13 protein-coding genes and 3 pseudogenes are annotated in these 12,616 nt (G+C 65.2%); 3 read left to right on the top strand and 13 right to left on the bottom strand.

The window, feature by feature from the left end:
* Positions 1-56: 56 nt before the first annotated feature.
* Together MESS2_RS24200 and MESS2_RS24195 are read right to left on the bottom strand one after the other, a co-directional pair.
* Positions 57-734, bottom strand: a complete 678-nt coding sequence (locus tag MESS2_RS24200; RefSeq protein ID WP_008877155.1) for a GntR family transcriptional regulator — start codon at positions 732-734, stop codon at positions 57-59.
* Positions 735-944: 210 nt separating this feature from the next.
* Positions 945-1,472, bottom strand: a pseudogene (locus MESS2_RS24195) (transketolase family protein); the annotation flags it as partial.
* Between the two features lie 44 nt (positions 1,473-1,516).
* Here MESS2_RS24195 and MESS2_RS30315 point away from each other — a divergent pair.
* Positions 1,517-1,819, top strand: coding sequence for an aminotransferase class IV (locus tag MESS2_RS30315; RefSeq protein WP_051069160.1), 303 nt, complete (start codon positions 1,517-1,519; stop codon positions 1,817-1,819).
* A 128-nt stretch (positions 1,820-1,947) separates the two neighbouring features.
* On the opposite strand, the pseudogene MESS2_RS31445 reads toward MESS2_RS30315, so the two are convergent.
* From MESS2_RS31445 to MESS2_RS24160, 8 genes and pseudogenes are all read right to left on the bottom strand, one after another.
* Positions 1,948-2,212 (bottom strand): annotated as a pseudogene (locus MESS2_RS31445) (helix-turn-helix domain-containing protein); the annotation flags it as partial.
* Positions 2,213-2,361: 149 nt separating this feature from the next.
* On the bottom strand, positions 2,362-2,586 hold the full coding sequence (locus MESS2_RS24185) for a hypothetical protein (RefSeq protein ID WP_008877150.1): 225 nt from the start codon (positions 2,584-2,586) through the stop codon (positions 2,362-2,364).
* A 36-nt stretch (positions 2,587-2,622) separates the two neighbouring features.
* On the bottom strand, positions 2,623-2,949 hold the full coding sequence (locus MESS2_RS30305) for an LOG family protein (RefSeq protein ID WP_008877149.1): 327 nt from the start codon (positions 2,947-2,949) through the stop codon (positions 2,623-2,625).
* Positions 2,949-3,290: an SLOG cluster 4 domain-containing protein gene (locus MESS2_RS30300; protein ID WP_008877148.1), complete on the bottom strand. Its 342-nt coding sequence runs from the start codon at positions 3,288-3,290 to the stop codon at positions 2,949-2,951. Before MESS2_RS30300 ends, MESS2_RS30305 begins: the two co-directional genes overlap by 1 nt.
* 35 nt (positions 3,291-3,325) lie before the next feature.
* On the bottom strand, positions 3,326-4,153 hold the full coding sequence (locus MESS2_RS24175; protein ID WP_008877147.1) for a hypothetical protein: 828 nt from the start codon (positions 4,151-4,153) through the stop codon (positions 3,326-3,328).
* Between the two features lie 489 nt (positions 4,154-4,642).
* A complete protein-coding gene (locus MESS2_RS24170; RefSeq protein ID WP_008877144.1) occupies positions 4,643-5,029 on the bottom strand; it encodes an ester cyclase in 387 nt (128 codons plus the stop codon).
* Between the two features lie 12 nt (positions 5,030-5,041).
* Entirely contained in the window at positions 5,042-6,211 is a 1,170-nt protein-coding gene (locus MESS2_RS24165) for an NAD(P)/FAD-dependent oxidoreductase (RefSeq protein ID WP_008877143.1), read from the bottom strand.
* A gap of 2 nt (positions 6,212-6,213) precedes the next feature.
* Positions 6,214-6,900, bottom strand: coding sequence for a GntR family transcriptional regulator (locus tag MESS2_RS24160; protein WP_008877142.1), 687 nt, complete (start codon positions 6,898-6,900; stop codon positions 6,214-6,216).
* A 162-nt stretch (positions 6,901-7,062) separates the two neighbouring features.
* Here MESS2_RS24160 and MESS2_RS24155 point away from each other — a divergent pair, with 162 nt between their 5' ends.
* Both MESS2_RS24155 and MESS2_RS31440 read left to right on the top strand, forming a co-directional pair.
* Positions 7,063-8,439, top strand: coding sequence for an aspartate aminotransferase family protein (locus MESS2_RS24155; protein WP_008877141.1), 1,377 nt, complete (start codon positions 7,063-7,065; stop codon positions 8,437-8,439).
* Positions 8,440-8,493: 54 nt separating this feature from the next.
* Positions 8,494-8,616, top strand: a pseudogene (locus MESS2_RS31440) (YkoF family thiamine/hydroxymethylpyrimidine-binding protein); the annotation flags it as partial.
* A gap of 18 nt (positions 8,617-8,634) precedes the next feature.
* Here the strand turns inward: MESS2_RS31440 and MESS2_RS24150 are convergent.
* From MESS2_RS24150 to MESS2_RS24140, 3 genes are read right to left on the bottom strand one after another with little or no spacing between them, the layout of a single operon-like run.
* Positions 8,635-9,726, bottom strand: a complete 1,092-nt coding sequence (locus MESS2_RS24150; RefSeq protein WP_008877140.1) for a siderophore-interacting protein — start codon at positions 9,724-9,726, stop codon at positions 8,635-8,637.
* On the bottom strand, positions 9,719-11,722 hold the full coding sequence (gene fhuB / locus MESS2_RS24145) for a Fe(3+)-hydroxamate ABC transporter permease FhuB (protein WP_008877139.1): 2,004 nt from the start codon (positions 11,720-11,722) through the stop codon (positions 9,719-9,721). The genes MESS2_RS24150 and fhuB overlap by 8 nt, the downstream gene beginning before the upstream one ends.
* Positions 11,715-12,599: an iron-siderophore ABC transporter substrate-binding protein gene (locus MESS2_RS24140; RefSeq protein WP_008877138.1), complete on the bottom strand. Its 885-nt coding sequence runs from the start codon at positions 12,597-12,599 to the stop codon at positions 11,715-11,717. The genes fhuB and MESS2_RS24140 overlap by 8 nt, the downstream gene beginning before the upstream one ends.
* Positions 12,600-12,616 lie beyond the last annotated feature (17 nt).

Raw genomic sequence — 12,616 nt, 5'->3', positions numbered from 1 at the left:
TGGCGCAAGCGCAGGGAACCTTATGCAGGCTGGAACTACTTGAATATCAACAGGCCCTAGGCCACGACGAATTCCTCGTGGGTGCGCAGAAAGCGCAGGAAATCCTCGCCACCGAGGATCAGGTCTCGCTCCATGGCGGTGCGGGCCTTGGCGGAATCCTTGTCGCGCAGCCCCTCGATCACGTGCTCATGCTCGGCCGCACCGACATATTTGTGCTCGCCTTCGTTGAAGAAGACGGTGAGCATCGGTCCCATCGAGACCCACAGGCTCTCTATGTGGGCGACCAGCATTTCCATCTGGGAAAGCCGGTAGACGGTGAAATGGAAGTCCCTGTTGTAGCGAAAGGACTGGTCGGGGTCGCCGGCCCGATCGGCCTTTTCGAACAGCTTCTGGATGCCGGTCAGCTTGTCGATATCCTCAGAGGTGACATGCTCGGCGGCAAGGCCGGCCGCCAGGCCCTCCAGCGAGAGCCGGATGGTGCGTACTTCCATGTAGCGCGCCAGCGTCAGGGCCGGAACGGTGACGAAACGGCCCGAGCGCAATTCGAGGCCGCGTTCGCTGACCAGCCGCAGGCAAGCCTCGCGGGCAGGGGTGACGCTGGTGCCGAGCCGGTCGGCCAGATCCTGCATCACCAGCCTCTGGCCGGGACGAAACTGGCCAGCGATCAATCCTTCGCGAAGCGCAACATAGGCGCGCGCCGAAAGATTGCCCTGCTCGAGCGGCTGAATGTTCACGGCGTCGTTCTCCTCGACATCTTTGTTTTAGGCATCGGCGCTGATTCGACAAGATACAGCCAATAGATGCGTTTTTTCCTTTTTTCCTTCGCGGTGTTGTTTTCCTGTTAAAGCGCGTCGCCTCTGAAGAGACGCGCTTTAAGTTTTGTCTTTGTGCATGTCGTTATCCCAAAAAACCGCTCCGCACTTTTGGGCGACATGCATCAGGCGCGTGAGATCGGAGCCGATGCCGTGGATGACGGCCTTGCCGAATTCGAAGGGCGCGTCGTTGGCATAGACGACCGATTCATGACCGCGCGCGATGCGGAAATAGATCGGCCCGGGATGATGCACCGAAGCGCGCAGCGCGGCTGCGAATTGCGGTCCGTCAGCGGGCGACACCACGGTCAGGTCGGCAATGGAGCGCATGATGGCGATGTCCTCGGTGGCGTGATGCGAAGTGCCGTAAAAGCCGAGCGAGATGCCGGTGTGATGGCCGATGAGGCGGACAGGCTGCGCGCAATAGGCGACGTCCATGCGGATCTGTTCGCAGCAGAGCAGCGCCAGGAAGGAGGCGAAGGTCGCGACATAGGGCATGACGCCGGTCGTGGCCATGCCGGCCGCGGCCGAGACCATGTTCTGCTCGGATATGCCGAACTGGGTGAAGCGCTCGGGAAAGCGCCGGGCAAAACCGATCAGGCCGTTGGAGTGCTGCAAATCGGCGGTGCCGGCGACCACCGGATGGCCAGCCTCGGCGAGTACCGCTGGCCGAAGCCACCATTCCGCTTACCGACCGCGGTTTCGTGCGGTCCGATGCAACCTATGACGTCACTCATGTGTGGAAGGGGCGCTTCTTCCGGCTCGACGACCATATCGAGCGCTTCCAGGCTTCGATGCGCGGCCTGCGCATGAGCCTGCCCTACTCCTCGGCCGAGATTGCCGAAATCCTGATGGAATGCGTTCGCCGCAGCGGGCTGCGCGACGCCTATGTGCAGATGATCTGCACGCGCGGCGTGCCGCCGCACGGAACCCGCGATCCCAGGCTTTGCGAAAACCGCTTCTATGTCTTCGCCCAGCCTTTCGTCTGGATCGCCAATGACGAGTAACGCCGTGACGGGCTGAAGATGGTGGCGAGTTCCGTACAGCGGATCCCGCCGGAATCGATCGATCCGCGCCTCAAGAACTTTCACTGGCTCGATCTCACCATGGGCATCTTCGAGGCTTACGACAAGGACGCCACCGTCGCCGGCGAGACGCCTGCCAGGCTCGCGATATGTTTGCCGGTGAAGCGCTGGCGCCGCAGCGCCACGATGCGCTCTGTCACGGCCTGGCCCGTGGCGTTCGGATTGCGCCTGGGCCGCGACGAGCGGTCGGCCATGCCGGCACGGCCTTCAGCGCTTGTAGCGCTCGACCCACCGCTTCACGACCTTCGCCGTCACCGCGTATTGCAACGCCGCCTGGGCTTGGGAAAGCCTGCCTTCTATAACCGCAAGCGCCATCTCCTCTCGACGCAGAGGCGTGAGGCGGGCATTCTTGTGGATGTTCGTTCGGATCCTCCGGTGAGTGCTGAAGCGTGGTAACTCCAGTCTCCTCGGTTCGGTCCGAATGAACAACCTCCTGAAAGCTCACAGCTAGAGCGGCTTGGCGATCATCCTCCCAAGCCGAGATCGCGGTCCGCAACGCGCCATTCGGCGGCGCCGACGCGGCGGCGGGGGCTGCGGCTGTCGTTGAGGAAGTCGGTGATCCTTGCCGCCGACTTCGCCGAGGCGAAGGTTAGCAGCCGATCGTGATGGACGACGGGCTCGCCGTTCTCATTGTCCCAGATCTCGAACCGGCAGCTTGGGTTCGGTATGGCTTCGAAACGGTTCTTCATATCGATGGTTCCGGTCGCTTGGTTACCTTGGGCGGTCTAAGATGCCAGGGCTGGGTTGACGGAAAGGCGCGCGCCCTGCGGTAGCGGCGCCGGCGTGAAGCAGACGCCACGCTGCAGCATGGGCAGGATGGCCGCCGGCATGTCGGCGATGAGGCAAGCCGTTGAAAGCTCGCCGCTTAGGAACCCTCCGTCCTCCAGATGGACGAGCAGGTTTAGCCAGGGCGACCAGAAGCCGTGGAAATTGGCAACCAGTATCGGCTTCTGGTGCCGGTCGAGCTTGCGCCATGTCATCACCTCAGCCAGTTCCTCGATGGTGCCGATGCCACCCGGCATCGCGATGAAGGCATCGGCATAGTCGAACATCAGCCGCTTGCGATGTCGGGAACCGAAATGATCTGGGCGATGCCGCGCGGCATGCGCATTCGCTCCAGAAGAAACTGCGGTGCGACCGCGATCACCTCGCCGCCGGCATCGGCTGCTGCGGCGGCGACCGCGCCCATCAAGCCTTCGCCGCCGCCGCCATAGACGAGGCGGACGCCGGCTGCTCCGATTTCGCCGCCCAGTGCGGCGGCGGCTTGCGCGAGACGCGGATCGTTGCCGGCCTTGGCGCCACCGAACACGCAGACGGTGCCGATGCGGGTCTGGGTCGGATAAAGCAGTCCTTCCAGGGAGGGGGTGCTGTGATCGTTTGAATTTCCGAACATGGTTCTTTCTCCACAGTTGAAGATCGGGCGCGGCATCAGGCGTCGTCTAACCGCGCTGTGGTGGGCAGGGCAGGCGCGCTTTCGCTGGCGCGGTCGGTAAACAGGAGAAGGTCTGCCCTGGCCCACAGCAGGTAACAGGCGAGCAATGTCAGCGGCTCGGCAACAAGGGCACAGGAACCGCCCAACCACACCTCAGGCAAGGCGGCGCCCACCGACAGTACCGCCGCAAGCATCGCCGGCAGGCGACTGGCCAGCACCGCGCTGCGGAACGGATCGGGCCACCCAGCCGGCCATCCGGGCATGTAGGCGCCCGGCCTGTGGGTAGCGCTGCCGAACTTGCCGAGCGCATGCAGCCCCCCGGCGGTCGCCGCCAGTACCGGCTGGCCGAGCAGGAACAGTGCGGCGCCAAGCCCGATCGCGCCGATCCCCGACAGGAGATCGCCGAGGCGGTTGAGTGCGGGATCGGGGATGTCCCGCCCGGCCCATGCGCGGTGATAGACCTCGCCGCTGCAGAAGAAGACCAGTGTCGCCAGCGTCAGCGCCACGGCACTGCCGCTACCAGCGAAATAGTCGAACAGCACAGTGCCGCCGCGCGTGCCGGTTCCCCGAGGGGCGGCGAGATGGAGCGCGACGCCCATCAGCAGCCCGAGCGCATTGCCAAGATTGTAGTAGCCGCCAGGGCCGGCCATGCGCGCCCTGATCGCCGCTGCAAATCGCGAAACCGCCTCCGCGCCTGTAGCCTCCGGTTTCGCGTCGAGACTCGACGGTTCGAAGGACAATAGATCGGCCAGCGCCGAGGCAGTGCACCGGTCGGATTGCGCGTCGTCCCGGCGGTACGGCGCGTGAATGTTGTCGAGCGGCATCGGATCCTCCTCATGAGTTGCGACGACACCCCGGCAAGCACCAGGCATGGCACACCATTCGCCCATCGTCCGGTTGGCTTGCCTGCTGGTGAGCCGCGCGCGATGTGTGCATCGGCGGTGGCTTGTGGTGTCCGGTGCTCTGGCACCTGTCTGACGTGTCGGCCCAGCTGTTCTGAAAGAATGTCGCCTGTTCGATGCCCGTGGCTTCGATGCGAAGTGCTTGAGTGACAGCCATCTGGACCCCCCGTCATGGAGCCGATGGGTCCGGGGAGCTCGAAGCCTCCGGTAAAATCGGCTGTGATCGACGGGCCAAGGTTCTGCGACCCCGGCTTACGGATCGCTTACGGGCGTTTTTGGCTACGCTTTATAGCCAGCAGCGGGCGCGCTGGCCTGGCTGATGTCGCCGACCGCAAGCTTCATCAATGGCGCGGTGATCAGCGTCGATGGCGGAGAAACCGCTGGTCTCATGGCATCTAAATCTGATGGGAGCTAAAGCTGAGCTTCGATAGCCGCCTTGTCCACGACAGACCACACCTGCAGGATCTTCCCGTCGCGGAATTCATAGATCACGTTCTCCGAGAAGGAGACTCGCTTGCCGTTTAGGGGGAGGCCGAGGAAATTTGCCTTTGGCGAACAGTCGAAATCTATCCGGCTCGCTATGTAAGGCGGGTCGGCAATCAGCATCCGGACGTTGAAATAGAGGTCCGGAATTTCATCGAAGTCTTTCTCCAGCATCTGGCGATAGCCCGACAGGCCAAGCCGCCGGCCATTGTGGATCGCGTCGTCATCAACGAACTGTCCCAGCTGCGGCCAGTCCTGCTTGTTCAGGCAGGCAATGTAGTCCCGGTAGATGTCGGAGAGGGTGGTTCCGGTCACGGCAATTGTCTCTCAATGCCCCGCTGCAAAGGCGGCGCCCCGGTTTCGAGCTTGGCTTGGCACTAAGCGCTGCGCGACGTATTCGGCGATCGCCAGGCTGGAGGTCAGGCCGGGGCTTTCGATGCCGAACAGATTGACCAGGCCGTCAACGCCATGGACCGAAGCGTCCTGGATGACGAAATCGGCATTGGCCTCGCCGGGACCGGAGAGTTTTGGGCGGATGCCGCTATAGGCCGGCTGCAGGCTGCCATCGGCCAGGTCCGGCCAGTATTTGCGGATCTCGTTGTAGAAGCGTTCGCCGCGCGCCGGATCGACGCGGTAGTCGAGCGTATCCGTCCATTCGACGTCCGGCCCAAAGCGGGCGACGCCGTCGAGGTCGAGCGTCAGATGCACGCCGAGCCCGCCTGGTTCGGGCACGGGATAGATCAGCCGTGAAAAGGGGGCCAGGCCGGCGACTGAAAAATAATTGCCCTTGGCATAGCGAAGTCCGGGCACGAATTGCGGGTCAAGCCCGTCGATCGATCGGGCAAGCGCCGTGGCATCAAGCCCTGCGGCGTTGATGAAGAATTTGGTCGCGATTTCAAAGCGCTCGCCGCTTGTGCTGTCGATCGTGTCGAGCACGATCAGTCCACCCTCGGGGAGCCCACCGTCGATGCGACCGGAGACGATGCGGGTGTTGAGGCTGAGCGCCGCGCCGTGCTCCTCGGCGTCGCCCTGCAAGGCGAGCATCAAGGCATGGCTGTCGATGATCCCGGTGGAGGGCGACAACAATGCTGCCTTGCAGCGCAGCCTGGGCTCCAGTTCGAGCGCCTCGGCGGCGGTCAGAGGCACCAGGTCGTCCACGCCGCAAGCCGATGCATTGGCCCGGATGGTGGCAAGCACCGGCTCCTGGTCGGCATTCGCGGCGACGATCAGCTTGCCGCAGCGGGCATGCGGGACCGCGTGCTCCTCGCAGTAGCGATAGAGCATATTCCGGCCGGCCACGCAGAAGCGCGCCTTCAGCGATCCGACGGGATAGTAGATGCCGGCGTGGATGACCTCGGAATTGCGCGAGCTGGTCCCGGTGCCGATGGCGTTCGCGGCCTCGAGGATCAGCGTGTCCATGCCGCGGCGCGCCATGTCTCGCGCGATCGCAAGGCCAACAACGCCGGCGCCGGCGACGATGCAGTCGACATGGTCCATGCTCAGGCGGCCCCGGCCTTGACGTCGTGCCTGCTGATGAGCCGTTCGAGGATCACTTTTCCACCTTCCGTTATGTCGGCGACAATCGCCCGCTCGGCGGCATCGGCATTCTGTTTCTCGACGGCGGCAAGCACCGCATAGTGGTTCTCGATCATGGCACGGCCGCCCTCATGATATGATTCCGCGATCAGCGGTCCCATCTGCAGCCAGAGCCGGTTCAGTATGCCGCGCAGCACCACCATATCGGCGATGTCGGCGAGCGCGAAGTGAAAGGTCTGGTTGAGCGCCAGCGCCTCCGTCCAGTTTTTATCGGCGATCGCCCGTTCGTTCAACGCAATAAGGCCGCGCAGATGTTCGACGTCCTTGGCGGCCGCCTTGAGCGCCGCTTCCCGCGCGGCGAGCCCTTCGAGCTTCAGCCGGATCTGGCGGATTTCGCGATAGCGCCTCAGCGTGATGACGGGAACGCGCACCTCGCGCGCCGATTTCTGCACCAGCGCCTCGTCCTGGATCAGCCGCAGGATGGCGTCGCGGACCGGCGTCACGCTGGTTCCGAGGGATTGCGCGAGGTCGCGGATGGTCAGCCTCGCATCCGGCGCGAACCGTCCCTCGATCAGCGCTTCGGCGACACGAGAATAGACCGTTTCGCCGAGGTTCTCGCGTTCGAGAGTCTCGAAGCTGAAAGTCTGCATGCGTCTCCGCCCTCCCTGCCAGCCCCCTGGGAAAGGACTTGACGCTATATCTTATAAGAAACATGATGCATCAAACAGCATAGTGCAAGAGGGAACGCCAATGCGCGCCGAGTGGCGGGCAAGTGCGAGAATATCCCTGGAAGCAGGCAGGACAGGACCCTCATGGACGCAAGATCGAACTCCCCCGAAGCCCGCGACATCAGCTATCACATGCATGCCTACACCAATGCCCGCAGGCATCAGGAGTCCGGGCCGCTCGTCATCGAGAAGGGCGACGGCATCTATGTCGAGGACCTGGCCGGCAATCGTTACATCGAGGCAATGGCTGGGCTGTGGAGCGTGGCGGTCGGCTTTTCGGAGAAGCGGCTGGTCGAGGCGGCGACACGGCAGATGGCCAAGTTGCCCTTCTATCACGACTTCGGCTCGAAATCGCATTCGTCGCTGATCGATCTGGCCGAAAAACTGGTGCAGATGGCGCCGGTGCCGATGAGCAAGGCGTATTTCACCAATTCCGGTTCCGAGGCCAACGATACGGCCATGAAGATGATCTGGTACCGGTCGAATGCGCTTGGCCAGCCGGCGCGCAAGAAGATCATCAGCCGCAAGCGGGGCTATCACGGCGTCACCATTGCCGCGGCGAGCCTGACCGGGCTGCCCAACAATCATATCTCGTTCGACCTGCCGATCGCCAATGTGCTGCACACCTCTTCGCCACACTATTGGCGCGAGGCGCTGCCGGGCGAGAGCGAAGAGCAGTTTTCGAGCCGGCTTGCCGACGATCTGGAAAAGCTGATCCTGGCCGAGGGACCGGAAACCATCGCCGCCTTCTTCGGCGAACCGATCATGGGCGCCGGTGGCGTCATCGTTCCGCCGGCCGGCTACTGGGCGAAGATCCAGGCGGTGCTGTCGAAATACGACATCCTGCTCGTCGCCGACGAGGTGATCTGCGGCTTTGGCCGGACCGGCGAGATGTTCGGCTCGCAGACGTTCGGCATCAGGCCCGACATCATGGTCATGTCGAAGCAGATCTCTTCGTCATACCTGCCGATCTCGGCGCTGCTGATCAACGAAAAGGTGTTCGAGCCGATTGCCGACGAAAGCAATCGCATCGGTACGTTCGGGCACGGCTTCACCGGCGGCGGCCATCCCGTCGCGGCGGCGGTCGCGTTCGAGAACCTGAACCTGATCGAGGAGCGCGACCTTGTCGGCAATGCGCGCACGGTGGGTGCGCATATGCAGAAGCGACTGCGCAAACTGGCTTCGCACCCGCTTGTCGGCGAGGTGCGCGGCGTCGGCCTGATCGCGGCGGTCGAACTGGTCGGCGACAAGGCGAACAAGACGCCCTGGGGCGCCGTCGGCGCGCTGGGCGGGCTGGTCAACGGGTTCCTGCAGCAGAACGGCGTGATCTCGCGCAACATGGGCGATGCACTGGCCTTCTGCCCGCCGCTGATCATCACCGAGCCGCAGGTCGACAGCATGGTCGATGCCTTTGAAAGATCGCTTGAAGCCGCCGCCAGGCAGGTCGGACCGCCGGCCTGACCGGGCGTTCGGAGGGCGGCTGCACCTCCATTGCAAGGCTCGACGCCGCGTTGACTGAGAGGCGACGCCGGACCGGTGTTCGCGACGCTGTCGGAAGCGTTCCTTCGCTTCGGCGCACCGCAGGGTCATGTCGCGCTCGACCTCACCGTGTCGGCGAACAGCCCGAGCTTGCGGTAAGCAAATCGAACCGGTCGGTCAGTCTGTCCGCGCGGTGTCGCCTTCGTACCCGCAGCGCCAGTAGGCGACCACGAGATGCGCGTCGCGCGCCAGCTTCCGGTCCTGCCTGAGATGGGAGCGGATGGCGCGGAAGTTCTTGTGCTCGCAGCCGACCCAGGCAAAGACGCTGCGCCCGTCTTCGGGCCATTGGACCTCGCGGACGGCATCCTGAAGCAAGGTCGATTTGCCTGGGGCCGCGCCGTTCCTGTGCAGCCACTTCAGGTCCAGCGTGGCCTGCGAAACCAGCTCCTGTTCCTCGCCGCCATCGGCAACTTCGATGCGGATGACGGCGTGCACGCCTGCCGGCAGTGCCTCGACGATGCGGCCGATCGCGGGCAGGGCGGTCTCGTCGCCGGCAAGCAGGCACCAGTCGGCTGCGGGGATGCCACCGCCACCCGGCCCGGTCATGCCGACGACGTCGCCGATCCGTGCGTTGGCGGCAAAGCGTGCGCCGGGCATACCATCGCCATCGTGCAGGACGAAGTCGATATCGACCTCTCCCTTGTCGACGTCGATGCGGCGGATCGTGTAGATGCGCACGTCCGGCCGTCGTTCCGCTTCGGGCCATGAAGGGCGGCCATCCTCGCCGGTGACCGGCCAGGCGGGTACGGCGCCATCCCTTGGCAGCAGCAGACGGACATGAAGCCCACCCGTCGCGAAGCGTCCGAGGTCGCTGCCGGCGAGGGTCAGCCGCCGCATATGCGGCGTCAAGCTGGCGGTTCGCACGACGCGCATCTCGCGGAAATAGGGCAGTGGCTGGCCCGCCGCGCCATCGCCCTGCCAGACAATTGCGGGGCTCTCCGCCGAAGCGAAATGCAAAAGATGCTCAGCGATGGAGAGCTTGACGTAGGCCAGGGATGTCTCGTCATTGCCCTCTGCGAAAACCTTGAGGCAGCCTTGGCAGGCTTCCAGACTGGCGGAGCCGAAGGCCGTGTCGATGCGGCTGCGGGCGCCGTCGATGGTGACGTCGCCATGATCGGCAAAATGGGCGCAAAGCCGCTGCATGATGTCTTGCGGACATGACAGCGCGATCTCGGCGGATGCCTTGAGGTTTCTCGGCATGTCAGCCATGACGCGGCACTCCTTTTGCGAGCAGATGGACGAGATACGGTCCGCCAAGCAAAGAGGCGAACAGGCCGGCGGGCAGCTCGTATGGAAAGGCCGCCATGCGCGACAGCCAGTCCGACACGATCATCAGCAGCGCACCGATCAGCACCGCGCCGGCGAGGTGAGCGCGGGCGCGGGCAAAGCCGACCAGCCGTGCGAGGTGCGGCGCGATGAGGCCGACAAAGCTCAGTGGTCCGACGAACATCGCGGCAAGTGCTGTCAGGATGGCGGCGAGGACGATCAGCGTCAGCCGTCCGTTGGCGACCGGCAGGCCGAGGCCACGCGCGGTGTTTTCGCCGAGCGGCAGGATATCGAGCCAGCGAGCGGCGAGAAACAGCGGCAATGTCAGCAGCACCAGGCAGGCGATCATGAGCCAGGCATCGACGCCGGTCGCCTGGCTGGTCGAGCCGCTGAGCCAGCGCAGCAGGACGTAGGACTGCGCATTTCCCATCGCGATCGTCGCGGTGATGACGGCGCTGCACAGCGCGCTCATGGTGACGCCGGCAAGCAGTAGCCGCTCGGCGCCGAATTTCGCCCGCGCACCGATTGCCAGCATGGCGATCAGCACCGCTAGCGAGCCGAGCACGGAGCCGGCAAATTGCCAGCCGGGCGCGGCCGCCGCGCTGAACGCCAGCACCGCGGTCAGGCCGGCGCCGGCGCCGGTGCCGACACCCAGCACCTCGGGGCTTGCCAATGGATTGCCGGTGATGCGCTGGATCACCACGCCCGCCACTGCCAGCATGGCGCCGGCGGCCGCCGCCACGCCGATGCGCGGCGCGCGCCAGGCGGCGAGATCAGAAAGCATCTCGCCGCCGGCGACCGACCAGCCGGCCGGCCCGCGCCCGAGAACGAGCGCCACCCAAGCCGCGAGAAGCATCGCCAGCAACAACAGCAGGATGATGAGCCATGGATCGCCGGCCTTGCGCGGGGAAGCGCCATGCGCGCCGAGGTCCGGCCATTCGAGCATGCGCAGCCTTGGCAGCAGCCAGAGCAGAACGGGACCGCCCAGGAGCGCGGTGCCGGCGCCGGTCGGAATGCGCTCGCCACCAGTGCCGGCCGCCAACTGCACCAGCCCGTCCGTCAGCCACAGCAGGATGGCGCCAATCAGCGGCGCGGCGAGCAGCTTTTGCCGCAGCGTTCGCGCGCCCGAAAGCGTGGCGAGCGCGGGCGCCGCAAGGCCGACGAAGCCGATGACGCCGACCTCGGCGACCACGGTGGTGGCCATCCACACGGCAAGCGCGATGACCAGAAAGCGGCTGCTGTGACGCGCGATGCCGAGACCGCGCGCCGAGGCGTCGTCAAGGCCAAGGATCGTCAGGGGCCGCAGTAACAGCAGCGCCGCACCTACGCCGATCGCAAGCCTGACCGCCAAAGCGATGGCCGGTCCCCAGTCCTGCTGGACCAGCGATCCGCCGCCCCAGATGAACAGCGAGAACAGATAGTCGCCATTGGCGAGGATCAAAGCGGCGCTGATGGAGCTGGCGGTCAGCGCCACCATCATTCCCGCAAGCACGACGGAGACGGGCTCCAACCCGCGTCGCCAGGTCAAAGACAGCACAAGCAGCACCGCAACAATGCCACCGGCAAAGGCGACCGGTCCTTGCGACCGTCCCATCAGGAACGGCGCGTAGACGGAGGCCGCCGTCATGGCCAGTTGCGCGCCCGCCGAAATGCCGAGCGTCGACGGTTCGGCCAGCGGGTTGCGCAGCACGTGTTGCAGCAACAGGCCGGACAGGCCAAGAACGGTGCCAGCCAGCACCGCGACCGCAGCGCGCGGCAGCGTGCTGTAGAAAAGGATGACACGGTCGAGGTCGATGCCGTCGCCCGGCGCGGTTGGCCACTGCATGCCGACGCGCCAGGCGAACAGGAGTGCCGCCACTCCGGCCAAAAGACCCCAGAGCGCGATCGGCGACAGCGCATGGCCAGTCGCGGCGGGCTCGGTCATGGCGCGGTCAGCCATGGGCCTGCCCGGCAAGTGCCGCCGTGGCGAGGCGTGCGAAGCGGCGCGCCGAGGGCAGGCCGCCGAAATGATTGATCGGTTCCAGCACCGCGACACGGGCCCCGCGGACCGCCGGCAGTGCGTTCCACAGGGCATTTGCGGGTAGCGAGCGGCCGACATCGGCCGGCAGCGGCGAGACGACGAGGATCGATGCATCGGGAACGCGCGCCAGCGCCTCCAGGCCGACCGGCGCGGCGGCGCTGTAGTCCGTCTCGTCGGTCCAGGCGTTCTTCATGCCGAGGCGCTGAAGCACGTCGCCAAACATCGAATCCCGGCCAAAGGCACGGAAATGGCGTGAATCGCCAAGGCTGATGACGAAGACTGGCCGCCCTGAGCCGACTGGCAGCGCGGCGCGTAATCGGGTGATCTCGACGGCCGTTTCGTCGACATAGCGTTTCGCCTCAGCCTGTCGGCCGAGCTCTTCGCCAAGCGTCAGCGCTGCTGCTTCGGCCAGCGGGTAAGGTGGCACGCCGGGCGCGTAGACCGCTTGCGCAAGCACCGGCGCAATGCGCTCAAGCATGGGACGCTGGTATTCGTAGAAGTTGGAGATGACGATGAGATCCGGGGCGACGATGCGCAGCAGCTCGTAGTTGGGCGTGCCGCGCAGGCCGAGATCGGCTACCGATCGGGGGACGGTCGGCTCGACCGCGATCTTGCGGAACTGGATGAGTTCGGTCGCCGCGACCGGCTCGATGCCGAGCGCCAGCAAGGTTTCCAGCATGCCCCAGTCGATCGCCGCGACGCGCAACGGCGCTGCGCTGGCGGCGACCGGCGGCAGCAAGGCGGCGGCCGCCAGCGCAAGCACCTGCCGCCGGTTGGGGAAGGGGATTATCGCCAAGGTCTATCTTCGTGTTT

The organism is Mesorhizobium metallidurans STM 2683 (assembly GCF_000350085.1).
In the GTDB taxonomy this organism is placed as follows: Bacteria; Pseudomonadota; Alphaproteobacteria; order Rhizobiales; family Rhizobiaceae; genus Mesorhizobium; species Mesorhizobium metallidurans.
The sequence above is the reverse complement of the archived record's forward strand: the minus strand, read 5'-3'. Positions and strand labels throughout refer to the sequence as shown.

Bases quoted from the DNA above. Each gene is read 5' to 3' on its own strand.
- MESS2_RS24185 (WP_008877150.1), bottom strand. From the start codon at position 2,586: ATGAAGAACCGTTTCGAAGCCATACCGAACCCAAGCTGCCGGTTCGAG.
- MESS2_RS30305 (WP_008877149.1), bottom strand. From the start codon at position 2,949: ATGTTCGACTATGCCGATGCCTTCATCGCGATGCCGGGTGGCATCGGC.
- MESS2_RS30300 (WP_008877148.1), bottom strand. From the start codon at position 3,290: ATGTTCGGAAATTCAAACGATCACAGCACCCCCTCCCTGGAAGGACTG.
- MESS2_RS24175 (WP_008877147.1), bottom strand. From the start codon at position 4,153: ATGCCGCTCGACAACATTCACGCGCCGTACCGCCGGGACGACGCGCAA.
- MESS2_RS24165 (WP_008877143.1), bottom strand. From the start codon at position 6,211: ATGGACCATGTCGACTGCATCGTCGCCGGCGCCGGCGTTGTTGGCCTT.
- MESS2_RS24160 (WP_008877142.1), bottom strand. From the start codon at position 6,900: ATGCAGACTTTCAGCTTCGAGACTCTCGAACGCGAGAACCTCGGCGAA.
- MESS2_RS24155 (WP_008877141.1), top strand. From the start codon at position 7,063: ATGGACGCAAGATCGAACTCCCCCGAAGCCCGCGACATCAGCTATCAC.
- MESS2_RS24150 (WP_008877140.1), bottom strand. From the start codon at position 9,726: ATGGCTGACATGCCGAGAAACCTCAAGGCATCCGCCGAGATCGCGCTG.
- fhuB (WP_008877139.1), bottom strand. From the start codon at position 11,722: ATGGCTGACCGCGCCATGACCGAGCCCGCCGCGACTGGCCATGCGCTG.